Annotated in this window: 19 protein-coding genes and 1 pseudogene; 4 read left to right on the top strand and 16 right to left on the bottom strand. The window is 38.8% G+C overall.

The window, feature by feature from the left end:
• Positions 1-20: 20 nt before the first annotated feature.
• The 6 genes and pseudogenes from ACIROD_RS16415 to ACIROD_RS16390 form a co-directional block, all read right to left on the bottom strand.
• Positions 21-1,499: a M81 family metallopeptidase gene (locus ACIROD_RS16415; protein ID WP_402942157.1), complete on the bottom strand. Its 1,479-nt coding sequence runs from the start codon at positions 1,497-1,499 to the stop codon at positions 21-23.
• 38 nt (positions 1,500-1,537) lie between these two features.
• Positions 1,538-2,857: a helix-turn-helix domain-containing protein gene (locus ACIROD_RS16410; protein ID WP_402942155.1), complete on the bottom strand. Its 1,320-nt coding sequence runs from the start codon at positions 2,855-2,857 to the stop codon at positions 1,538-1,540.
• Positions 2,858-3,868: 1,011 nt separating this feature from the next.
• The gene (locus tag ACIROD_RS16405) at positions 3,869-4,312 is read right to left on the bottom strand and encodes a hypothetical protein (protein ID WP_101221676.1); all 444 of its coding nucleotides are present in this window, start codon (positions 4,310-4,312) and stop codon (positions 3,869-3,871) included.
• Positions 4,313-4,333: 21 nt separating this feature from the next.
• The gene (locus tag ACIROD_RS16400) at positions 4,334-5,158 is read right to left on the bottom strand and encodes a DUF3100 domain-containing protein (RefSeq protein ID WP_402942153.1); all 825 of its coding nucleotides are present in this window, start codon (positions 5,156-5,158) and stop codon (positions 4,334-4,336) included.
• 79 nt (positions 5,159-5,237) lie between these two features.
• A complete protein-coding gene (locus ACIROD_RS16395) occupies positions 5,238-6,458 on the bottom strand; it encodes a M20 metallopeptidase family protein (RefSeq protein WP_402942151.1) in 1,221 nt (406 codons plus the stop codon).
• A 223-nt stretch (positions 6,459-6,681) separates the two neighbouring features.
• Positions 6,682-7,113: pseudogene (locus tag ACIROD_RS16390) on the bottom strand (ATP-binding cassette domain-containing protein); the annotation flags it as partial.
• A 231-nt stretch (positions 7,114-7,344) separates the two neighbouring features.
• Between ACIROD_RS16390 and ACIROD_RS16385 the strand changes: the two are divergent.
• Positions 7,345-8,124: a hypothetical protein gene (locus ACIROD_RS16385; protein WP_402942149.1), complete on the top strand. Its 780-nt coding sequence runs from the start codon at positions 7,345-7,347 to the stop codon at positions 8,122-8,124.
• Between the two features lie 92 nt (positions 8,125-8,216).
• On the opposite strand, the gene ACIROD_RS16380 is transcribed toward ACIROD_RS16385, so the two are convergent.
• The 7 genes from ACIROD_RS16380 to ACIROD_RS16350 all read right to left on the bottom strand — a co-directional run bounded on the left by ACIROD_RS16380 (position 8,217) and on the right by ACIROD_RS16350 (position 17,149).
• Positions 8,217-9,815: a long-chain-fatty-acid--CoA ligase gene (locus ACIROD_RS16380; protein WP_402942147.1), complete on the bottom strand. Its 1,599-nt coding sequence runs from the start codon at positions 9,813-9,815 to the stop codon at positions 8,217-8,219.
• Positions 9,816-9,886: 71 nt separating this feature from the next.
• Positions 9,887-10,291, bottom strand: coding sequence for a PaaI family thioesterase (locus ACIROD_RS16375; protein WP_101221671.1), 405 nt, complete (start codon positions 10,289-10,291; stop codon positions 9,887-9,889).
• 86 nt (positions 10,292-10,377) lie between these two features.
• Entirely contained in the window at positions 10,378-11,562 is a 1,185-nt protein-coding gene (locus tag ACIROD_RS16370; protein WP_402942145.1) for a thiolase family protein, read from the bottom strand.
• A gap of 69 nt (positions 11,563-11,631) precedes the next feature.
• The gene (locus ACIROD_RS16365) at positions 11,632-12,780 is read right to left on the bottom strand and encodes an acyl-CoA dehydrogenase family protein (protein WP_230176518.1); all 1,149 of its coding nucleotides are present in this window, start codon (positions 12,778-12,780) and stop codon (positions 11,632-11,634) included.
• Positions 12,781-12,920: 140 nt separating this feature from the next.
• Positions 12,921-14,093, bottom strand: coding sequence for a thiolase family protein (locus ACIROD_RS16360; RefSeq protein WP_402942143.1), 1,173 nt, complete (start codon positions 14,091-14,093; stop codon positions 12,921-12,923).
• Between the two features lie 95 nt (positions 14,094-14,188).
• Entirely contained in the window at positions 14,189-15,457 is a 1,269-nt protein-coding gene (locus tag ACIROD_RS16355) for an MFS transporter (protein ID WP_101221668.1), read from the bottom strand.
• Positions 15,458-15,550: 93 nt separating this feature from the next.
• A complete protein-coding gene (locus tag ACIROD_RS16350) occupies positions 15,551-17,149 on the bottom strand; it encodes a long-chain-fatty-acid--CoA ligase (protein ID WP_402942140.1) in 1,599 nt (532 codons plus the stop codon).
• 876 nt (positions 17,150-18,025) lie between these two features.
• On the opposite strand from ACIROD_RS16350, the gene ACIROD_RS16345 reads away from it, so the two are divergent.
• Positions 18,026-18,817 carry a GntR family transcriptional regulator gene (locus ACIROD_RS16345; RefSeq protein WP_402942139.1) on the top strand — a complete coding sequence of 264 codons (792 nt, stop codon included), beginning with the start codon at positions 18,026-18,028 and terminating at the stop codon, positions 18,815-18,817.
• 163 nt (positions 18,818-18,980) lie between these two features.
• On the opposite strand, the gene ttdB is transcribed toward ACIROD_RS16345, so the two are convergent.
• Both ttdB and ttdA read right to left on the bottom strand, forming a co-directional pair.
• Complete coding sequence (gene ttdB, locus ACIROD_RS16340) at positions 18,981-19,592, bottom strand: L(+)-tartrate dehydratase subunit beta (protein ID WP_133345379.1); 612 nt, start codon at positions 19,590-19,592, stop codon at positions 18,981-18,983.
• The gene (gene ttdA, locus ACIROD_RS16335) at positions 19,589-20,500 is read right to left on the bottom strand and encodes a L(+)-tartrate dehydratase subunit alpha (RefSeq protein WP_402942136.1); all 912 of its coding nucleotides are present in this window, start codon (positions 20,498-20,500) and stop codon (positions 19,589-19,591) included. Before ttdA ends, ttdB begins: the two co-directional genes overlap by 4 nt.
• A 936-nt stretch (positions 20,501-21,436) precedes the next feature.
• Here ttdA and ACIROD_RS16330 point away from each other — a divergent pair.
• The gene (locus ACIROD_RS16330; protein ID WP_402942134.1) at positions 21,437-22,801 is read left to right on the top strand and encodes a citrate:proton symporter; all 1,365 of its coding nucleotides are present in this window, start codon (positions 21,437-21,439) and stop codon (positions 22,799-22,801) included.
• A gap of 545 nt (positions 22,802-23,346) precedes the next feature.
• Here ACIROD_RS16330 and ACIROD_RS16325 read toward each other — a convergent pair.
• A complete protein-coding gene (locus tag ACIROD_RS16325) occupies positions 23,347-23,487 on the bottom strand; it encodes a hypothetical protein (RefSeq protein WP_402942132.1) in 141 nt (46 codons plus the stop codon).
• A 50-nt stretch (positions 23,488-23,537) separates the two neighbouring features.
• Between ACIROD_RS16325 and ACIROD_RS16320 the strand changes: the two genes are divergently transcribed.
• Complete coding sequence (locus tag ACIROD_RS16320; protein ID WP_402942130.1) at positions 23,538-23,945, top strand: Hsp20 family protein; 408 nt, start codon at positions 23,538-23,540, stop codon at positions 23,943-23,945.
• The last annotated feature ends 23 nt before the right edge of the window (positions 23,946-23,968 follow it).

Here is a 23,968-nt window from a genome sequence, read left to right as displayed (position 1 = left end):
GATCACATCCTATATTTTAGTTAGACTAATAGATTATTTAAACTAGAATCAAAAGGGTAAATAGGTCTGCTTATATTCTTGTAATTAAAGGTTGATAGCTTTGCACTGCTTAACCCTGGCGAGTCAATAGTTATAATTTCTTTAGCAATAGGCATGAAGGCTGCCCGGAAATGGTGAGATGATTTCAATCCAACAATACTTGATTTCTCAACATCTATTCCATGAAGGAGGAAAATTTGTTCATCAAATGTCTGTGAATTTACAGAGCATACAATGATATCCACGTTTCCAACCAATAATCTTGCACTCCTACCCAGGTTCACTTTGCTTCCTTTCCACATCGGTGAGGATTGAATAAACTTGCCATCAGATAGACTTTTTACATAAGCTGATATTTTTAGAGGACTGCCGTGTAATGTATCTGTTTTACCGCCTAATTCGACTTGAATTAGGGAACCCACACCTTCTTTATGCGCCATTTCCGCAACTCCTGGATCAAAAATAAATCCAAAGCAGCTATTTGGAATGTTTGCTTCTATCATTTCCTGCAATAAAAATGTGCCATCTCCTGGTGTACCCGCACCAGGGTTATCGGAAGCTTCATTAATGATGATGGGCATTTCCTTCTGGGAAGAAGCATATGTAATGGCTTTCTTTGGTGAAGGCAATATAGGAAAAAATTCATCTTTTTTCTCAAAAATTCTAACAGCTATATCATCTGAAATTTTTTGTGCTAATGAGGGTTCATTGTTCGTAATGGCAATTACTGAAACTCCTGCGTGAGGGATATCTGAATATGGGAAGCCGTGAAATAAGGTACAATCAAGCACCTTAGGATGCTTTTCCCATTCCTGGCACCATTCATTGATTTCTTTAATTGGAGAATAGTAGGAAGTAGTAGTAGGAATAAGTAATGGTAATTTAGTTAGAGACATTTCCGGGTTAACTTTACCTTGAATGATACGAGCAGTTACATCAATCGCTTCTATCCCCCTTTCATAGGAATCCGTATGAGGGTAATCTATATTGCCAAGTAGTACATCTGCTTCTTTAACCATGGTTTCCGTAATATTACCATGCAGGTCCAAAGCAGCTACGATTGGTATTTCTGATCCCAAAATGCTTCTTAATTCCGATAAAATCTCACCTTCAATATCGTCAATACCTTCTGCTACTCCTGCTCCATGAAGAAATAGACAAATCCCGTCCAGTTTGCCCGAATTCATAATGCTTGATATTAATAGATTTTTTGCTTTTTGAAACGTTTCAGGTGTTATCGTTCCTGATGGATTGGCCATGGCTGCAAAGGTCGGCACAATTTCAATCCCTAGCTCTTCTCCCCGATGGATCATCCCACCCAAATAATCCAATACACCAGTATGCCTATCGAGAAGTTCCTCTCCTTGGGTCCATTCCCATACTTTAAATAAGTCGACTGTCGTTCTTACTTGAGAAAATGTATTCGTTTCGTGAGCCAACTGACCAATTGCTATTCTCATAAAATTTCCCCTTTCTTCACTATTAAATGAATAAAACCCTATTTGACTGACTCCCTGGAAAATTGAAATTCATATAACTGTCGGGGTCTCCCCCGGTTAATGGGCTGTTCCTCACCCACGATGACAGCTAGATTCGTATTTTCAAGGGTATTCAGGATTCTCCTAGCGCTCCTAATGGTCAAACCTAATCCGTTAGCAAGATCATTTGAAGTGATGCATCTATTGCCAAAGCACTCACAAAAGGAAAGTAATTTGTTTATGGTTGCAATACTGAGCCCAGCTGTTTTTGCTAAATTCATTAGATGTGGGTCGTCACTCCGCAAGGAATATTTCAATTTCCCATCTTTTCCGACAGGCCCAAAAACAGTTCCATCCATGTCAACCACAAAGCAACTCGGTTTATTAACTCTCGCTTTCATAAGTGCTTTACGAGCACTCACTTCCGCTTCGTTTGCTGTATGTCCAAATCCTATTCCAATGGTGGTCTCTACATCAATTTTCATGGCTATCTCATCTAATAGCGGAGCTTTTTTATATTTGTGGGTAGTCCTTTCAATGGCGCCCCGAGTGGTTATAAATCGGACTTCATCTCGTTCTGACCAGTCAAAAATAGCCTGGACCTCTTCACAAAAATCGATTAGAAGATTTTGAAGTGCAGCCTTTTTTCGCTGTTCCCCATATTCTGATATGGGCTTTTTTAAAGAAGAAAGCAAGTTATTAAAATGCAGGATACCAATGGCAATTTGTGTATCGCTTTGAAGCAAGGCCTTCCCCTCCAAAAGAACATTATTCAAGCTAGTTCGAATGGCGGACATTGTAGGGAGAACCCTGAATACTAGTACCCCTAGCCCTTTTAACGATTCGTATACGGATTTAACACAGGTAACGGCCACCTGAGTTTGATTATTTTTCCATAATTCATAATGAAAATGAACCAATTCATCCGCTTTTTGATCAGCTTTCAGAAACATCTTTTCTGGATATATTTCTAAATCCTCAAAACACTCTTTTACTTCTCTATTTGGCAATGTGTCTATACTAATCCTTAACGGTTCCTTGATTGGATTAAAAGAAGTTTCTGTAATGATCTTAAAAAGAGTACGATACAAGGATGTTCCTGTTGAGGGGATAAATACCATAGGTTTTGTAATATTTTGATTCTTTGCCATTTGATAAGGAATTATCCCTAAAAAAAATAAAACATCCGCCTCGTCGACTCTTCTTTTAATCACATCTATTGTTTCCTGTTCATGTTTGTAAGGTGCAGGTAACATGGTAATGTCAGAGTACGATTGGCCGATAGTAAACACTAGTTCTACTAAATCTATAGGACCTATTACTAATACTTTTGTATTCATCCGATCCTCCATTTTTATTTTTCGAATAATACTGAATAGTAAGTTTTTATTATTGTTTATAACTTTAACTATCTAAATAATAAAAGTAAATGTCTGTTAATGGACCGAAATACTTTTTTTTGAGCAGTCAGTTATTTATTTGGGCTTTCTCCATTCCTTTTCCACTAGAGAATACTATATCTTCGTGCATCCAGTTCGCCCTGGGCCTTTATTGGCAAATAGACATATTTTTCCCAATATTAACCAATTAACGTGTGATATGGATAATAGATCAGCCACATATCATTGTTTATCAAGACCTACATTTAAAAAATATTGATAAAATTAAAGGAATTTATGGATTTGAATTTGTTGCCATACAATTTTATAAATGTATGAAAAAAGGATGAGGATTGTGCCTATTAATTCGTTTGAAGAATATCCAATGACATGAAAGCCGACATTAAATCGAGAAGATAGACCGATTTATCAGGCATTAGCTATACAGTTAGAATGTCCCTTCCATTGTTAAATCAATATATTCCTTAAATTACATTAGACTACTTAAGAAAGATGCTTCTATTTATCTAATTCATGTGATATTTGTTGCTTTTCTTTTCCTTCTAACTGTTTATAAGTTGCTTCATTATATGGAACGGACATTGAAATAACTAAACAACTGCAATCCTCTGGCTGCTTCAATGTTAAAGAGTATAAATGGCTATACATTGCGTAGGATATTTTGCTAATCATATCTATATCCATTGGAAATTAGATAACAATCTAGGAAACTAATACTTCAGTTCTTACTGGGGAAATTGATGCTTTCCTTGCATAAAAAAATGCCCGATTCCATAATATTAGAATCGGACATTTTATTAAGCTATTAAAGTTAAGGTAAAACTGTACTGCTCTTTTGACATCTCATACAGTGTAGACAACTTCAATATTCGTTCTATAGTCGCCATAAGCTCTTTCAATTTTTCGTTTCCTTGGTTTTAAGTTAAATACTAGTAGCACGATCACAATAACTTAATGGAATTTACCAGTTAATCTAAAACCAATTTCTGCAACTAGAGTTGATAGTAAAAATGTTCCTGTATATACAACTAGAGATATAACAACTATACGCCATCCTAATTTTTTAAATTCTTTCAAATCTTTCCCGAAGGAAAGGCCAGCATAAGCCAAAATAGGTGTGGCCAAGGCCATAAAATTAACTTGTTCTGTTACTTTAATGATTCCTGCGTTTCCTGGAAAAATCGGAGTTGTAACCAATAAGGCTAACATAGAAACCCAAACAACAATTGGTAGTTTGATAGGGGAGATTTTTGCGAAAAAGAACCCTAATATCGTTACAGCAACAATAATCATCATACCTGGTAATGCGTCAATTGGTGAAACATTGTATCCAACCCAATTTCCCATAATAGCTATTATACCAATAATTATAAATGTCAATATTTTATCTTTCATATAAAATCTCCCCTTAATATCCTATGCTTCAATATTTTTCATTTGATCTTTTTTTGACTTTCGCCCTAAAATAGGCTCAAACTTTTTGTATAAATAGTTTGTTAAAGGAAGAGAAAAGAATACACATATATACGTTCCTAAAATTGTTGTAATTAAGTTAGCAGCACCCGCAAAAACTGCGATATCCTTTGCGGATTCTGGGAATATAACAGCTAATGCTCCTGACATGGCAGCCATCATACTACCTGAACCTACACCCGCACCCATGGCTAGTGAAATTGGATGAAACCAACCAGTTTGAGCCAAAAAACTTGCTAACACTGACAGATATAAAGCCCCAAACAAAGTACCACAAACATATACGCCTAGTGCTCCCCGTCCTTCTGGTGAATCCGATCCATATTTTTCAGCAATAATGGCTAAGTTAGGTTCTCTATCGATTGAAAAAGTAGCACCAACTGCTTCTCTTTTCATTCCAAGTAATAAAGCAATCGGTAACCCTAATAGTATTGTCCCTGCGAAATGTCCCACTTCTTGTAATCCTAAAGAAATCCCAGCATCAAATATCTTCGGCAATGAAGGCCCCATTAACATTCCCAATTTGGCTACAAAAAGCATGAATGAAATTCCTAAAATATTGGCCGCTACATTCATTTCCTTCATTTTTAAAATTTTGAAAGAAGGTAAACTAATAATGGCTCCGATAATTAATGCATACAGCATTGGAAATAATGCAATGGCTCCAATCCCAATGTTAAACGTTTTTAAGCCAATAAATTCTGTAACACAGACTAATATCAAAACAAATAAATGAATTTTCCAATTACGCAGAGAATTTTCTTGCACTTTATTACACTCCTTTTCTACAAATTATGCTGATTCTAAAAAGGAAAACCAACACTATTTTTACTTATCATTTTTTAACTTATTGAATTTTTTCAGTAGTATTTATAGCTAGTCCTACGATAAGGGAAATCCCTTGGATCATCGCCTTTTCATCTGGTAAAAATACGTCACTATGCAGCTTCATCGGATCCTCTGGGTTTTCTCCTACTCCTAAGAAGACAAATGTACCCGGGACTTTTTCTAAATAGAAAGCAAAATCTTCACTTGCCATACTTGGTTTAGTCAACCACTGCACTGAGTTTTCTCCAAATAAATCAGTAGCAATAGCAGCAACATGTTCATTAAATTTTGGATCATTCATTGTAACAGGATACCCCACTGTAAAGTTATAGTTTATTTCAACTTCTAATTTAAGTGCGGAAGCCACTCCTTCGATAATTCGTTGAATACTTGCAGCCACTTCCTTACGAGTGTTCGCATTAAGTGTTCGTACAGTTCCTTTAAAACTAGCTTTTTCAGGAATAATATTATAGCCATCCCCTGCTTCAATTGTTCCGATTGTAATAACAACAGAATCTACTGGATCTGTTTCTCTGCTAACAATTGTTTGTAGCGCTGTTACAACATGAGCAGCACCCACAATAGCATCTACTCCTTGATGCGGTGCCGCCCCGTGACCTTGTTTACCTTTTAATACAACATCAAAAGAATCCATGCTTGCCATAATCGCACCATTTCTAAAACCATATGTTCCAGTAGCTAATTCAGGCCAAACATGAAAAGCAAAAGCATGGTCTACGGGAGGGTTGCTTAATACACCTTCTTCAACCATCATTATTCCCCCGCCCTTCATCTCTTCAGCAGGTTGAAAAATGAATTTTATTGTACCCGCAATATGATGCTTATTTTGAGATAAAATATTAGCGGCAGATAGTAACATTGCGGTATGCATATCATGTCCGCAAGCATGCATAACCCCTGGATTTTTAGATTTGTAGCTTACATCCGTTTTCTCTTGAATAGGTAAAGCATCAATATCAGCTCGTAAAGCAAGCACAGGCCCCTCTTTATCTCCACGAAGAATACCCACTACTCCTGTCTTAGCTACTCCGGTTGTCACTTCTATTCCAAGCTCTTTTAAATAATTCGCAATTATTTCAGCTGTTTTATGCTCTTCAAATCCAAGTTCAGGATTTTCATGGATCATTCTTCTTAATCTCACAGCTTCTTCATATATTCCAGATGTTTGCTCTACTATTTCAGTTGACTTTATTGAATTTGACATTTTTTTGATACTCATCATCATTCATCCCCTAAAGAAAAATAAATACAAAATATTCTAACTATAATAATAATATTTCAGCTTGAAAAACTTTCATTATAATAAAAAAATGATTATTTCGAAAAAACCTTATTATTTGAAAATTCTTAATAGATATTGTTATACTACCATTTCAAATATTGACTGTAAATATTGAAAATACAAAAAATTCACTATTCTCTTCAAGCGAGTGTTCAAAAAGGAGAGCAATCATCACGCGTTGAAGCATACATCCACACAATTGAAAATGATAGCTTTTTAATGATTTTGCGGGATTTGGTAGGTTTACATTTGGATCGCAACGATGGCAAGTCCCTTTTCTTGTTTTTTATTCAATGAGGTATGAGATCTAATCGTTTACAAATTGATTGCCAATTATAAAAACAGGCGTAAATACCTTCATCGGATTTTGCATAATAAAGGCGATGTACTAGCCTCGAATTTCACGCATTTCTTTATCATATAAACCAGTCAAGTTGCGTTCATGTATGGTAATGCTGCCTTCTATTGTCGTTGTTTTCCGGTCAAGCAGCAGTAAAATGGACATACTTGTAACGGTTTTACCACTACCATTTTCCCCAACGAGACCCAGCACCTTCCTTTGTATAAGTTCAAAATTAATGTCCTTTACAAGGGGAACTGAATGGTAGCTGGCATACGATATGTAACCTCGTCCCAGTGAACCCAAAAAGTTAGACACTTTATGTAAATAAGCACAGCTTTGAGGGCATGAACCCGGAAATCTACCGGCTCATGCCTTTTAATTTCTTTAGTTACCCAATCCCGCCATTTGCGAAAAAATGGTATATTATAGTTTATGACATCAACGTTTTAAGACAAGGAGTGATGAAGTATCCGTAAAAGATTGATCATTTCAACAATTGTTGGGTTATTGCTTATTTGTATAAGTGTAATTGCCTACAATTATTTTGAGAGCGATCAAACTGAAAAAGGGAAAAATGCGGAAGCCAAGGAATCCAAAATTCCTGAGGTGGAGGAATATGGCGGGATCCATCTTAAAGAAGTCGGCGATAAGGTTCGCCAAAAAAATTGGGGATCATTCACATTACTAGAATCGAAGTCTATTAATGAGTCATTTGAATTGGCACCGATGGTCATCACAGTCAAGGATATCCGCAGGATTCAATTATCATTACTCACAGATGAAGCAAAGGAGGAGCTCAAGTCCTATACAGGATTGAGTTTTGAAGAGGCCTATTCGATATATTATAAAGAGAATTTATCCATGGAGGAAATCGATCAACAGGCGGCGTTGTCTAAAACGGATATCGATGAAGAGGTTTCTTATCTAGAGATAACTTATTCTATTGAAAATAAAGATTCGAAGGAACTTCAGTTCTTCAGCATGGAAAATGTTACTTTCAATGATGATCTTACATATGATGTGCCTTCTAAAAGTTTCATCCATTCCGGGGATACTTTTATAGGGACAAAAAAAGTAAGTCGATCAGATTACCAACCAGGAGAATTGAGAAAAGGCACAATTGGTTTATTGGTCGATCCAGAGGCAAAATTAGATCGGCTCGATTCCTTTTCATTCACTACCGATGATATAGCGGATGGTGAGTCTCATGAATTACTGGTGGATGGGACTTCATTTGAAATTCCCCTAAAAGGAAAGTAGTTTTATAGTCTATAAACCCTAAATAAGGGGAACCTCGAAAAAAGGTTTCACTTATTTAAGGTTTCATCTGAGCTCACTGATAACTGATATGCTTATCTCTCCCCGGCAATAGGACTCTGCGTTGCTTCCTCCATTAATATTCTGCGCAATATTTTCCCGACAGCTGATTTTGGCAGTTGCTCCCTGAACTCAAAACTTCGCGGCACTTTATATCTGGCCAATCGTTGCATGCAAAACTCCCTGATTTCCTGCTCCGAGACTGACTTTCCTTTCTTTAAGACTATAACCGCTTTTATCGTTTCCCCACGGTATGAATCCGGTACTCCATACACACAAGTCTCTTTTACGGCTGGATGCTGATAAATAATATCCTCGACTTCAATTGGATAAACATTATAACCGCTTGCAATGATCATATCTTTCTTCCTGCCTACGATATAAAAATATCCGTCTTCATCCATCGTCGCGATATCCTCAGTGTAAAGCCATCCATCTCGCAAAGCTGTTGCCGTTTCCTCTGGATTTTTCCAATATCCCCTCATTACTTGCGGACCTTTAATGATCAGTTCGCCTGTTTCTCCTGCTGGCAATTCATCAACACCTGATTTCAGATCGACGATTTTAGCATCGGTATTGGGATACGGAATTCCGATACTTCCTGGTTTTTTCTGTCCTATGACTGGATTGCGGTGGGTAGTGGGAGATGTTTCTGACATTCCAAAACCCTCCAATATTGTAACACGGAATTTTTTTTCGAACTGATGAATGATTTCTATCGGGAGCGGCGCAGAGCCACTGCTGCAGTACTTAAAGCAACTTAAATCGTCAGCCGTTATATCCGGGTGATTCAGTAAAGCAATATACATGGTCGGGACACCAGGAAAAATGGTTGGCCTATGTGTTCGAATCAAATCCACTACCTTATCTATTTCAAATCTCTCTAATGTGATATAAGTTGATCCGGCATATATGGCACTATTCAATCGTCCATTACCAAACACATGGAATAATGGGGTCAAGCCAAGCATCCGTTCGCCAGGCCTTTGGAGATGAAGTGCATTCGCAGTGAAGGCAAAGTCTTGGCATACATTCGAGATCAAATTAAAATGCGTAAGCATGACCCCTTTTGATTTCCCTGTAGTCCCTCCTGTATATTGAAGAACAGCCACAGCCTCCTTGGGGTCGATAGCCAGGGCAGGAAGTTCCTTATCTTTCCTTGATAAATCCGTTCCAGTTTCTATTAATTCCTCGGCAGATATGAACGTTAATCTATCAGAAAAACTTGTTAGCACTAATTTTCCCCTTTGTTCCTCACGCCCAATGAACCAATTGGCTTCTGAATCCCGTAATATATAATCCAATTCACTTGAACGATATAGCGGGTTCACTTGAACGACAATACCTCCCAAACGATGAATGGCATAATAGGCAATGATATATTCTAGACAATTTGGCAGCATGATTGCTATGCGATCGTCTTTTTGAAATCCTCGTTTGTCTAAATTCACAGCAAAGCGATCTGAGGCATCCTTTAATTCCATATATGTCATTTCCCGATCCCCATCTATTACGGCTTTGCTGGTTGGGTAAAGTTGGGCTGAACGTTCAAGGAGTCCATATAATGACAATGTTGGAATATCAATTTCAGCAGGAGTTTCTTTTGGATAAAATCCATGCCAAGCTCTAGTCAATTTTTTCACACCTCATTCTTTTCTAGTAAAATGGAGCATAGTCACTTATCAGCCAACTTGATATCCTTGCCTCATTTATCACGAATGATTTTAAAAATTCCTGTGCCCTTTGCAATGATGTTGCCTTCAGTATCTTTTATTTCTCCTTCAGTAAAGGCAATTTTGTATCCTTTTTGAAGGACTTTTGCTTCCGCGAATAGTTCTCCGCTTGATATGCTGGCTAAATAATGTACAGTTAAGCTTGTCGTCACAACTTTAGATTTGGTAACGGAACGAGTCACCATTCCTAGAATGGTATCCAGCATGGTGGCATGAATGCCCCCGTGCAGTGATCCATTAACATTAAGTAAATGTTCTTCAATGTTTAGCTTTATTGTTACATTTCCTTCTTCAAACCGAATGATTTCAAACCCTATATGTGAAAAGAATGCACTACTTTCGAATTGATTCCGAATATCCTCCACTTCAACTGGCAATCTTTCTCCCCCTCACTTATGCGCGATTCAACTTATATACGGAAAGGAGCAGAAACGTATAGGGTTTCCACTCCTTTATCGTTGGCCTAAATCGTTTCAATCATGATAGCCATTCCCTGTCCGCCGCCAACACAAAGTGTAGCAACTCCATATCTTTCTTTCCTGCGAATCAGTTCATGAATTAGCGTTGTCACGATCCTTGCGCCCGTCGATCCGACTGGGTGCCCAAGTGCAATGGCGCCTCCGTTTACATTCACCTTGTTTTCATCTAGCGATAAATCCCTGATTACTGCCAATGCTTGTGAAGCGAACGCTTCATTTAATTCGAAAAGCCCAATTTCTTCAACTTTTTTCCCGGTGCGCTCCATAAGTTTTCCAACGGCTGGTACTGGACCAATTCCCATCACTTCAGGAGAAACTCCGGCAGTCGCCCAATCGACGATCTTTGCGATTGGCTGTACTTGCAACCGTTCCGCTTCACTGGCCTTCATTAATACCAATGCAGCTGCCCCGTCATTACGGCCACAAGCGTTCCCTGCAGTGACGGTTCCGTTTTCCCTGAATGCCGGTTTTAAGCTTGCAAGCTTTTCCATTGTGGTATCGGGGCGTGGATATTCATCCGTTTCAATTGTAACCGTACCCTTCCTGTCAGAGACCTGGACAGGAACGATCTCATCCTTGAACTTTCCTTCTTTTATCGCTTGCGCCGCTCTTCGTTGACTTTCCACTGAAAAGGCATCTTGTTCTTCCCTGGAAATGTTGTATCGCTGTGCGACATTTTCAGCGGTAATTCCCATCCCTAAACTTTTTCCATAAATTTCTTGAGGCTGCTGTCCAGCTTCAGTATTAGAATCCACTAGTCTTGTCCGGTCTCCCCCAAAACGGGCACTTCTTAAATAAAGCGGTGCGCGGCTCATGCTTTCCGTACCGCCGGCAAGGACTATATTTGCTTGACCTGAGCTTATTTGCTGTGCTGCTGAGGTGATGGCCTGCATTCCGGATGCACATAAGCGGTTTACCGTAAAAGCCGGTGCCGAATCGGGAATTCCTGAGCGCAGTGCTGCAACTCTGGCTACATTCGAGGATTCGGTCGTTTGCCTAACCTCCCCGAAAATGACTTCATCCACTTGTTCAGCTGCAATATTCGCCCGCTTGATCGCTTCTTTAATGGCAATGCTCGCCAAATGACCGGAACTGATTTCTTTAAATGCTCCACCGTACCTTCCAATTGGTGTTCGTACAGCACTCACGATCACGATATCTTCTCCCATTTCGTTCCTCCCCCTTAAAATCCGGATACCTGGGCAAAAGAGAACCTGCCCGAAAAAAACAGTAAACACTTAACACTCTTCCAAGACATTCCTAGCAATGATTAAACGTTGGATTTCATTCGTTCCTTCATATATCTTCGTTATGCGGGCATCCCGATAAAAACGTTCAACTGGATATTCGGCCATATATCCCATTCCGCCATGAATTTGAACCGCTTTATCCGCCACCCGATTAAAAACGTCTGAAGCGAACAATTTTGCCATTGATGCTTCCTTGATCACTTTTTTTCCTTCATCAATCTTTTGTGCCGCCATCATCGTCAATGCCCTTGCGGCTTCCGTTTCGGTTGCCATATCAGCAAGCATCCATTGGATCGCTTGGTTGTCTGCGATTGGTTTACCGAATTGAATGCGCTCTTTTGCATATTTGGCTGATAATTCAATTAATTTACCACTTGACCCCACTGCTCTTGCAGCCAAACCTACACGCCCTTCACCTAAAATTTTCAGGGCAGAGATATATCCCATTCCGACTTCGCCGATAACATTTTCTTCAGGTATGATACAATCCTCGAAAATGACCTGTGAGGTATATGATCCCCTCAACCCCATTTTTTTGTCCTTTTTGCCGACAGTCAAACCGGGAAAATCTCTTTCTACTAAAAAAGCGGTAATCCCCCCCTTTGCCCCTTTATCTTTATCCGTTAGAGCGAATACTGTATACACATCAGCAATCGGCCCATTCGTGATGAAATGTTTCGTCCCGTTCATCACCCAGTAATCACCCTTCTTTTCTGCACTTGTTGCCAAATTGGTTGCATCCGATCCCGCTCCTGGTTCAGATAAAGCAAAGGCACCAATTTTAGTGCCTGCTGCCATTTCTGGCAAGTATTTATTTTTCAAATGTTCGGATGCAAGCTTAACAAGACCTGTACTTCCAATCCCGGTGTGAGCGCTTATTAAAGAAACAAAACCATTATGTGTCCTTCCTAACTGCTCTAATACGGTAGCTTTTCCCACCGAATTTAAGCCAATACCACCGTATTGTTCGGGAATGCTTATCCCGAATAAGCCAAGGTCTTTTGCTTTTTCCACCAAATGCTCAGGGATGGCATCTTCTTCTTCAATTTGTAAGGCGTAGGGCTCCACTTCCCTTTCAACAAAATTACGGATCATTTCCTTCATTTGCTGCATTTCCTTGGTTAAAGTGATTGTCATGAGTTTATTCCTCCTTAGGTCTGTTCATGTATAGCAGCCATTGTACAAGTTTTCTTAATAGGGCATATAGAAGAGCTGAATGCTGTGTCATCTAACCATTTAACGGAATTCAATGTATTCTGCTAAACACACTTACAAAATCAAGCTTCACGTTCAATTATCGTAGCAATTCCCTGTCCGCCTCCAATGCAAGCCGTAATAAGAGCAAACCTTCCGGCAGAACGCTTCAATTCATAAACCGCTTTCGTAATGAGGATGGCACCCGTCGCACCTAGTGGGTGTCCATGTGCTATGGCTCCCCCATTCACATTCACTCTGGCGGGATTCATATCAAGCTCCCGATTGCAAGCAATGACTTGAGCGGCGAATGCTTCATTAATTTCAATGATGTCCATTTCATTTAAGGAAAGCCCTGATTTCTCCATTACCTTTTTTATAGCGGGAACAGGTCCTATTCCCATATAATTTGGATCTACCCCTGCAACGGCCTGTGCCCTGATCGTCGCCAAAGGCTTAATCCCCAATTCCACCGCTTTTTCCCTCGACATGATGACCAATGCTGATGCTGCATCATTCAATCCCGAACTATTGCCTGCAGTCACGGACCCGCCTTCTAAAAATGCAGGCGATAATTTGGCTAGCCCTTCTTTCGTTATTTGCGGTCGTGGATGTTCATCCAATTTAAATTCAATATCGTCACCTTTTCTGACGGGAATGTAAATAGGCGCAATTTGCTCATTGAAACGGCCCTCTTCCACGGCTCTGGCCATATTTTTTTGGCTTTGTAGAGCGAATTCATCTTGTTCTTCCCTGCTGACCTCATATTTTTCCGCTAAGTTTTCAGCAGTGATTCCCATCGGGGGATCGCCGATCGCCTTCGGGGACAACCGTGACTTTCTGAACTGTGGCGGCTTTGCACTGTATGCTTTTTCCGGACGATCCATCAAGTATGGCGCCCTGCTCATGCTCTCGACCCCACCGGCGATATAGACATCTCCTTCGCCAGCCCGGATCGCTTGTGCAGCCAAGTTGACAGCATTTATTCCCGAGCCGCATTGACGATCGACAGTCAGTCCCGGAAGATGAATTGAGAGGCCAGTTTCCAGTGCAGTTAACCTGGCAATGTTTCCACCCCCGCTTAACACATTCCCCATGATTACATCATCTATCATTCGAGGTTCGACATTCGCTCGTTTCAAGGCTTCTTTCATCACTTCTGCTCCAAATACATGGGCAGGAACAGATGAAAGTGCACCTCCCTGCTTTCCAATTGCTGTTCGAACTGCAGAAACTATGACGGCTTCTCTATTCATGTCCCATCCGCTCCTTTTCCTTTTATTCACTCCATTATTTGAAGGCATTCCTTCTCTTCACTAGTTTCATTGAATGTAAGCAGATTCGACCCTGCTTATGAGGACTTAAGGTCAAAATTATCAGAACTTTTATTTTTAAGTTTCCCGGCCGGTTTAACGAATATGGCAAACAGGATGCCAAAAGCCAGGACAAGGATGGCCATGAACAATATCGATAGATTATAACCCAATAGTTGATTTCCTCCAGCTAGACTTATGATATAGCCAGTTAATAGAGGTGCAACAATTCCCGCTAGATTTCCTGATGATGTTAAGATGCTTGTCATCAATCCCCCCCGCTCCTGCATTTCATTGATCATGATCGTTGGTCCGATCGGTAAAATGGCATATGTAAGGCCCTTTGCTAAACACATGGCGACTATCACCCAGATTGGATTTTGAAATACCATGATTGAGGAAAAGAACAATGCACCAAGAATCATGGCGCCCGCAACGACGAATACCCTTGATGATCGCCAATTCTGATTCTTCTTGAATAAATGATCGGACGCCATCGAAACACCCATATAAATACATACGGAAACGATTCCGATTATCGCAACACTTGTTCCCATTTGACCTGGAGTCATTTTTACGGCTTCCACTAAATAAATCGGGAGCCAAACTGAAAACCAAACAACTAAAATATATGTTGAAAAATAAGCTAGTGTAGTAAACAAAGCAGTAGGTGAGGCCAGTAGCAGCAAAAAGTCTTTCACTTTTATTTTTTCAAGTTTTTGTTTCTTTTTCTTTTGTACGTTTTCATATACTTCAACTGGATTTTCCTTTGTTAAAAATTGAAAGAGGAAGAACCAAACAAGGCTTGCTGCACCAAGTGCTGCAAAGGCAACCTTCCAGCCGAATATCGTAATTAATGAAACGAGGATCGGTGCCACGATCATCGCACCAACGGTCCCTCCGCCAACCACCACCGAATTGGCAAAGCCTTTCAGTTTCGGCGGAAACCACTTATCGGCATGACTGTAAGCAATCGGGCTATAAGGCCCTTCGAATGCTCCCAGCAAAATCCTGTATAGAATTAATAATGGAAGAGCGGTGATGGCTAAGACCCCAAATTGCAAAACGGTCCATGTCAGCATGATGAATCCCAGTACCTTTTTAGCCCCCAGCCGATCGGCCCATGCTGCCCCAAAAATCCCTGTTACTGGATAGAGCCAATAATAACTGCTTCCAACAAGACCCCACTCCGCATAGGTAAGATCGAATTCCTTCATGATGGGAACAGCTGCGAGACCTACGATCGATTTATCTGCAAAATTGATGACGGCTCCAAAGAATAATAGAATGAGAACAACCCAACGCATATGAATCCCTCCTCTTCATTATTTTTGTTCACAATCTGGCATGCCTTCCAACGTAAGCTTCAACTTATACGTTGGAACCACATTCCCCCTCTTTCAATCCTTTTCTAATTCCTCTTTAACTAACAATCTTTTTAAAAGTTTTCCCACTGTATTTCGCGGAAGTTCTTGTCTCAATTCAAATACTTTTGGTACCTTATAAGGCGTCAATTGGGAATAACAATATCCTTCTATTTCTTCAAGATCTACGGAAGCGCTTTCTTTAGGTACGATGAATGCTTTTACTATTTCGCCTTTTTCTTTATGGGGGATGCCCACCACAGCTGCCTCTTTAACTGCCGGATGTTCATACAGAACCCCTTCTACCTCCTGCGGGTAAATATTGAATCCGCCGACGATGATCATTTCTTTTTTCCTGCCGACGATATAGAAATAACCTTCGTCATCCATCACAGCAAGATCGCCAGTATATAGCCAGTCATTCTGTAAGGCCTTTTTGGTTTCGGCTTCGTTATTCCAATAACCCTTCATGATTTGCGGACCTTTTATGAGCAACTCCCCAACGCATGTGTTAGGCACTTCATTATTTTCATCGTCAATGATCATACAGTCAGTGCCTGGAAAAGGGATGCCAATGCTTCCTATTTTCCTTTTTCCGAAAGGCGGATTACGATGAGTGGATGGTGAGGCCTCCGACAAACCGAAACCCTCTCCGATTTTGGCACCGGTCAGCTCCTCGAATCGCTTAATTACTTCAACTGGCAGGGGCGCCGATCCACAAGAACAACTTTTTAAACAATTCAGTCCATAGTTTTCAATTCCATGATGATTGACAAATGCATTATACATTTTTGGAACTCCTGGAAAGAATGTCGGACGATGCTTTTTTATTTTTGCAAGTACTTCTTCAAGTTCGAATTTAGGAAATAAGAGGATGGCAGCTCCAATATAGATACCTAGATTCATTGCACTTGTCATGGCATAAACATGGTAAAGGGGCGTAGCTGCCAAAACGATTTCTTCGCCAGGTTTCAAGGAATCCCCATACATTTCAAAGCTCTGCACGACATTGGAGGTTAAATTATGGTGAGTGAGCATGACACCCTTCATTTTCCCAGTGGTGCCGCCAGTATATTGGATGACTGCAGTATCTTCATGCGGGCTTATCATTACGGGCTTCTTAATGGCATCACCGGTCTTAATCATCGTTTGAAGGGAATAAGAGCCGTTTTGATCTTTTTCCGTATCAATGCAAACATCAAATTCAAATATCGCTTTCGTTTCTTCGATTGTAACTGCGGCCGTATTGTCAAATACGATATTTTTTGTATTTGAGTCTATTAAAATTTGCAATAGTTCCCGCGGTTTATACATGGGATTAATTTGTACAACCAACAGGCCTAGTGCCTGGGCAGCGTAATAACTGATAATGAAATAAGGATGGTTGGCCATCATCAGACCAATTCGTTCACCTTTAACAAAGCCCATTTCCCTCCATTTACCAGCAAGTTTGTCCACCTGCAATTTTAAATTCTTATAATCCATTGACTGGTCTTCATAAATGATGGCTGTATGGTGTGGAAACTTACTTGCTGTTATATCAAGCAGTGAATAGACGGATATTTCCGGTAGCTTCATAGATTTCATACTTTCAACATACCATTGCTCCCATGGTTTATTTATCGTTTTTCGCACCATTATCCCTCCACACATAAACGAATTTCATATCGTGCATGTTTATTTTATACTTATATGATTATGCAACTTGCATGCCAAGTCCTATAAAGGAGTAAAACAGCAAGATTTTACGTACAACTCAATTCATTTATGAATTTTATACACAAATAATGCCTTTCTGTAGAGGATTCATCGAAATGCCCATAATTCATTTTTGAATTTCAAACAAACTCCGATTGGTTTTCTAACGATTTTAAAAAGTAGGTTTTTTCCATATTATAGATTACATCTACTCACAAATCATGATTTTGAGTTTATCATGGTGTATAAAGAAATTTGAAAAGCCTATCCAGCTAAGGATGGGCAAGTGTAATATTTAATGAAACTTGGCTTATGAGTGTATTAAATAAAGAGCTCAATCTCCATTCCAGGATTTTTTAGCGTAGGCGCATTCGCAGACTGATTTTTCCAGCGCTGAATCCAAGATTCACCCAAGCCACATAACTGGTTCAATCAATCGGACCATCCTGTTAAGACCTAATATCTCGTTCTTTCACTTTTTAGTATCTCTCTTAGCGTTTGTTTGATGAACAATTCATATAAACTATGTGTCGATTAAGAAAAGGGGCTGCCGCAGCAACCCCGTTGTTTAACGAAAGCCCCCTCAAATCCTCTGGATATAGAGTGTTTTTTTGTGGATAATAAGATAATCATCACTTATGACCTTTACCAAGATTATCTGTTTTTCAATTTTACCAATTGAGAGAGTGATTGTTTTTCTGTTATGATTTACTTGTAAAGTCATAATATAACCTTGTTAACCATAACCTACTCAACATTATTTGGTTATGTATTACATAAAATTTGAAATTTGTCGGGATGAGTGATAAGGAAATGAATAATCAAAAAACACCTCAAACACCTGATTCTAATGTTAAAAGACTAGATCAGTCTGACCTTTCTCTAGCTGTTCGTTCATTTTTATCTAATTTAGATGTAAATGGAGAGTCACGATTGCCACAACGTGCTTATCTAGCTGTTCGACATGCGATTCGCCACCTTCAATTGCCGCCTGGACAGACTGTACTAGAGAGGGAGATGGCAGAAATCCTGGGCATGAGCAGGACACCTGTACGTGAATCACTTGTCCGTTTGGAAACGGAAGGCTGGGTACGGCTCATACCGCGTCGTGGTTTTATTGTTGCACCACTTATAGCAGATGATCTTCAACAGATTTATGAAGTGGTGGAAGCGCTCGATGGTGTTGCTGGCAGACTCGCTACCGGTCGTGCTACTCACCAGGAGTTAAACCAACTTGAACATCTGATTGAAGAACAAGAAAAGGCACTAGAACTAAACGATCTACTTGCATGGACAGAACTCGATGATCAATTTCATAATTATATTGTTGATCTAGCTCAAAACCCACGCCTAAGAGGGATTGTTGATAGTCAGTCTGACCAACTCTATCGCGCACGCTTATACACAATTGGGCTTCGACCAAAGCCAACACGATCAGTGACTGAACATAAGGCGATTTTAGCAGTCATGCGAGCAGGCGAGCCTGAAGCTGTAAGAACTATGTTGCAATCTCATCGCTATAGAGCGCGCAACGAAATTCTAGATGCTCTTCAATCTATGCCTTCATTACCGGAAGAAACGGGAAATAACGAGACTTTTCCATGATTTAGACAGTCGTACTTAATATTGATAAATCAGTTTTGATATTTGGTTTATCATCATAAACTAACCCATTATGGAAATTCCATAATATTAAAAAAGGCTGTAGTTGATTTCTGTGAAATCTCTACAGCCTTAATTTATTAATGATAGATTCTTACTCCATAACTTACTTGATGAATCTCACTTGTTTACTGATTAACTCATATTGTTCTTCCTTCTTTTTATTGAACTCCACCTTATTTTCTTCAAAGATGTTATTTCCTTCTGTATCAATGGAAACGATAAGAGGACCGAACTCATTCACTTCACATACCCAAAGAGATTCTGGCATCCCAAGGTCTTTCCAGTGTACTTCTCTGATCTGTTCAACCTTTGTTGCCGCATAAACTGCATTTCCGGCTGGATAGACGAGATGCAGCGCTTTATTATTCTTGCATCCTTCTTCAGTATTCTTCCCCATTCCACCTTTTCCAACAATAAGTTTAACACCTGTTTCTTCTATAAATTCCTTTTCGAATTTTTCCATTCTCATACTCGTTGTTGGACCAATAGAAACAATTTCGTACTGTTCCTTTCCAAGGTCTCTAACAATGGGACCTGCGTGAAATATGGCTTTGCCCTTAAGATCTACAGGTAAAGGGATCTTCTCTTCTATAAGTCTCCTGTGGGCAACATCTCTGCAAGTAACCAGTGTACCTGATAGGTAGATAATGTCTCCAATTCTTATGTCCTTAAGATCCTCATCTTTTATAGGTGTGGTTAATACTTTTTTACTCATAGTGTTACCCCCTCGTGAGTACTAATTTCATAGTTCAAATTACTGTCAAAGGTGATCTTTCCTCTTCTATGGGACCAGCACCCTGTATTAATTGCCACACCAATAGTAGAAGGATGCCTTGCCGTATTCACAACATTTACACCCATGACAGATTTAGATCCCTTAAGCCCCTGAGGTCCAAGGCCAATAGCGTTAATTCCATCTTCAAGAAGCTTTTCCATCTTAGCAGCATTTTCATTTTCATTACGACTTCCAACAGGTCTCATAAGAGCTTTTTTAGAGTTCATAGCTGCTGTTTCTACAGAAGTACCGACGCCCACACCAACAAGAAGTGGAGGACAGGCATTAATTCCATAACTAGTCATCCGATCGAGAACAAACTTTACCACACCTTCATAGCCTTCACCCGGCATTAAAACCGTCGCCACTCCAGGAAGGGTACAACCTCCTCCTGCCATATAAGTATAGATTTCCACTTTATCACTGTCTTCTGCAATTTCCCAGAAGATGCTTGGTGAACCGTCACCGATGTTCTTTCCTGTATTGTACTCATCAAATGTTTCTACAGAATTGTGTCGCAATGGAGTTTCTTGAGTTGACTTATACACACTATCCCTCAGAATACTATCTAACTGTCCAATCAGGGGGAAGTTCTGTCCGCACTTAACAAAAAACTGGAGAACACCTGTATCCTGACATGAAGGTCTCTTTAACTCATAAGCCAGCTTTTGATTATCAAACATGGTTTTGTAAATGATTTTTGCAAGCTTATTATCTTCCTCTTCACTTAGTTCTTTCAGTTTATTTTCCACATCATCGGGAAGTTTGTAGCTGACAAGGGAGACAAACCTTGCCATCAAATCAGTCATCTTTTCTTTTTGCTGTAACTTTTCCATAATAGCACTCATAATAACTCTCCTTTTTTTATCTTTAATACTTTGTGTAGAAAGAGAAGAAAATTGGTAACTGTCTTCAAAGATCAATGTAAGAATATTCTGACATCAAAACTCCGGCTTCAGCTATATCAATTGCTAAGTAAAGCTTTTCTAAATCCCTTAGCATCCACCATATGCCCATTTTCGATATACCCACAACCTTAAAGGGAGGAATCAAATTTCTTCATCAGGGATAGATGCAAAAAAAGATTTTTCCTTCATTACTAGCTCTCCTACCACTATTCACATCTCTTGCATGTGAACCAGAGTAATGTAAATATCTTATGAGCTAATTATTAAATAACGTATACATTAAAGTCAATAGTTTTATTTCATATTATTAAAATTAATTTCCGGGTATAAACGTAACTTCTCCAATATATTATGTATTTTCTACATTATTTTATAAATCTCATATTAAAAAGGTTGAATATTCTAAAAATTAAGTTGACATTAACGTATACATTAACATACAATCAAAATTAGAAATACAAGGAGTGATATTATTGGTCGCGCTTTCGAGCAAAATTTCCATTTGTAATCATTCTTAATCTGGAGAACTTAGATTTTAGAAAAAAGTCCTGTCACTCAAAGATTATAGAAATGGGGGTGTACGTAAAAAAAGAGAACGTTTAATAACATTGCCCTACCAATGTATTCTCCTACATCCACAATTTGTTTTTTCGTATTATCATATGTGATGAACATTTTTGTATACGCTTCCATTGCTAGCGAGTTAGTTTCATCAAATAAATGAAAAAGAACCTAGAACCTCATTTAAAGTTGGCCCTTATGATAAGGTTCTGGATAAAAGATAAATATATTCAAAGCTTAATTTCGTAGTCATATACTTAACTATTTAAAATTACAAAAAACTTAGGTTCATACTTTATACAGGAGCTGGTTTGTATGTTAACATTCCTAGCATTATTAATGATCATTGTATTCATTGTACTTCTCTCAAAAAATAAATTATCTGTTTTCGGGGCATTAACAATTATTCCATTTGTCTTTGGAGCAATTGCAACCTTTGTAACGGGCGCTTCCTTTTTGGATCTGTTTGAATGGATTAAAGAAGGTATTTTATTTAGTGTAGATGAAGAAACAGGAAAGGTTTCTACTGGGGTTATTTCACCTGCTATCGTTATCTTATTTGCGGTGTTGTATTTTGGTTTAATGCTTAATGTCGGTTTGTTTGACCCTTTATGTGAATTCTTTATAAAAAAAGCAAAAGGGGACCCATTGAAAGTTACAATGGCAACCGTTTTAACTGCGACAGTAGTCACTATGAATGGTGATACTACTACAACCATTATCATTTGTGTTGCTGCTTTCCTTCAACTTTATAAACAAATGAATATTAAGCTAATTTATTTAGCAGTAATTATCGTTACCCCTATTGGAATTTTTAATCAGTTACCATGGGGAGGCCCAACAATTGCTGCAAGCACAGCAATGGGTGTAAGTATTAGCGAATTGTTTAAAGATTTATTGCCAGGAATGCTAGTTGCTGAAGTATTTGCAATTTTTATGGCTTATTTTATCGGAATAAAAGAAAGAAAACGCTTAAACTTTGATCCTAAGACAGCTAAAGATATTTCTCCAGAGCAATTGGAAAGTATGTTAAACGCTATTCGTCTAAAAGATCCTGAATTAAAGCGACCTAAACTATATGCTTTTAATTTGATTTTAACGCTTGCTATTTTAGTTATGCTGGTGATGGATGTTGCACATGGCGGTGTTTTATTTGGTATAGGTGCAGCAATTGCCCTTACGGTAAACTATAAGTCTACAAGTCTTATTAATAAACGAATTGATGACTTAGCGGCAGATGCTTTAGCACCAGCTTTGGCAACTTTGGCTGCCGGGGTTTTCTCTGGCGTTTTAACAGGTAGCGGGATGTCAACCGCTTTAGCAACATCTATTACAGCTATGATCCCAGAATCACTAGGCTCAAATATGGCACCAATCTACGCATTAATTGCAGCACCTGCAATTACATTTTTACCGCAAGATGCTTTCTATTTTGGGATTGCCGGCGTTATGTCAGATGTTATGGGCCAATATGGAATTTCTGCTAGCGAAGCAGCTGTAGCTTCCATGGTGGGACAAGCATTCCGTCTAATTTCACCAGTTATTCCAGCTCTATATATGTTAGTTGATTCTACGGAGACAAACTTTATAGACTTTCAAATAAAGTATGTAATTTATGCTTGGCCCATCATACTTATATACCTAGTTGTTTATACATTAACCGGGGCATTGCCGATATAGAAAAAAAGTCCTTATAAGAGCTTGATTGAAACAAATATCTTCCATTTCACTGCAACACAAATATACGCAGAATGTACATACACAAGAATAAAAGCATTCTATCAAAATCTTGTAGCTGCTACTGAATATAAGGCGTGTTTATTGAAAAGATGTAAAAGGATTACACAAATTAGTAAGGACTAATTTGTGTAATCCTTTTTTCAAAGCAAAATTCCCCTAAAAGTTACGACGCGAATCACTAGATTACTATTTACAGGAAGGATCTCGTTGATTTTTTTGCCATTATCATTACATTCTAACTATATATCTAGTGAATCCATAATGAACTAAGTTTCAACTGAAATATACGTTTCTGCTGAATTTATAACATAGATTGCTTAAGAGGAAACAGATCGTATCTTCAGAATCGCAATTATTTTTGGTAAATTATATTAAAAATACATTTAATATGACATTTGTAGTTGTATTAACTTTAATAGCATGATCGATCAACTTGATTGTTTATAAAAAAATCACCAACTCAATTAAAATTGGTCATCACTTTTTTATTGAATTCCTTCTACTTTTTGATTCTCTTTTATACCCACATACCCATCGTTCCTTTGCATTGGGTGCTTTTTCCTTTTTTTCAACCACGTTTTCGGAGAACTTATTATCATCATCAATTTCACTTTTTCATTCACCATTCCTCATGCCCCAACATATAATACCTCAAAGGAAAACCGGGGGTATCAACATGCAAGACAATCAACATGGAACGCAAATGAATGAGGTTGAAAAGTTTGATGAATGGGTAAAAAGTTTTTTTCTGGATCCGGAAACTTGTGCGTTGGATCATCAACTTTTTTCAATTGATATATACGAAAGTGACGATGAGTATATGGTGGAGGCGGTTTTGGAAGATCATGATGTGAAAGATATTAAAGTATGCCTAAGTGATAATGAGCTATCGATCATCGTTGACGATACCCATAAGCCATTTCTTGATAAAAAAGAAGATAAACTACCCACACAGAGAAAAATCCCTTTCCCCTTTTCGATTTGCTCACGCAGAATTACCGCTGAATTCTCGAATCCGATCTTGGTGATTCGCATCCATAAGTTTTCCCCCGGAAAAACAGCAGAAGATATTAACATTGAGTAGTCCGTTCATTAAAAATAAAAAGA

Source organism: Peribacillus sp. NPDC101481 (assembly GCF_044767165.1).
Taxonomy (GTDB): domain Bacteria; phylum Bacillota; class Bacilli; order Bacillales; family DSM-1321; genus Peribacillus.
Note: the sequence above shows the minus strand (reverse complement) of the source record. Positions and strands in the feature narration are given on the sequence as shown.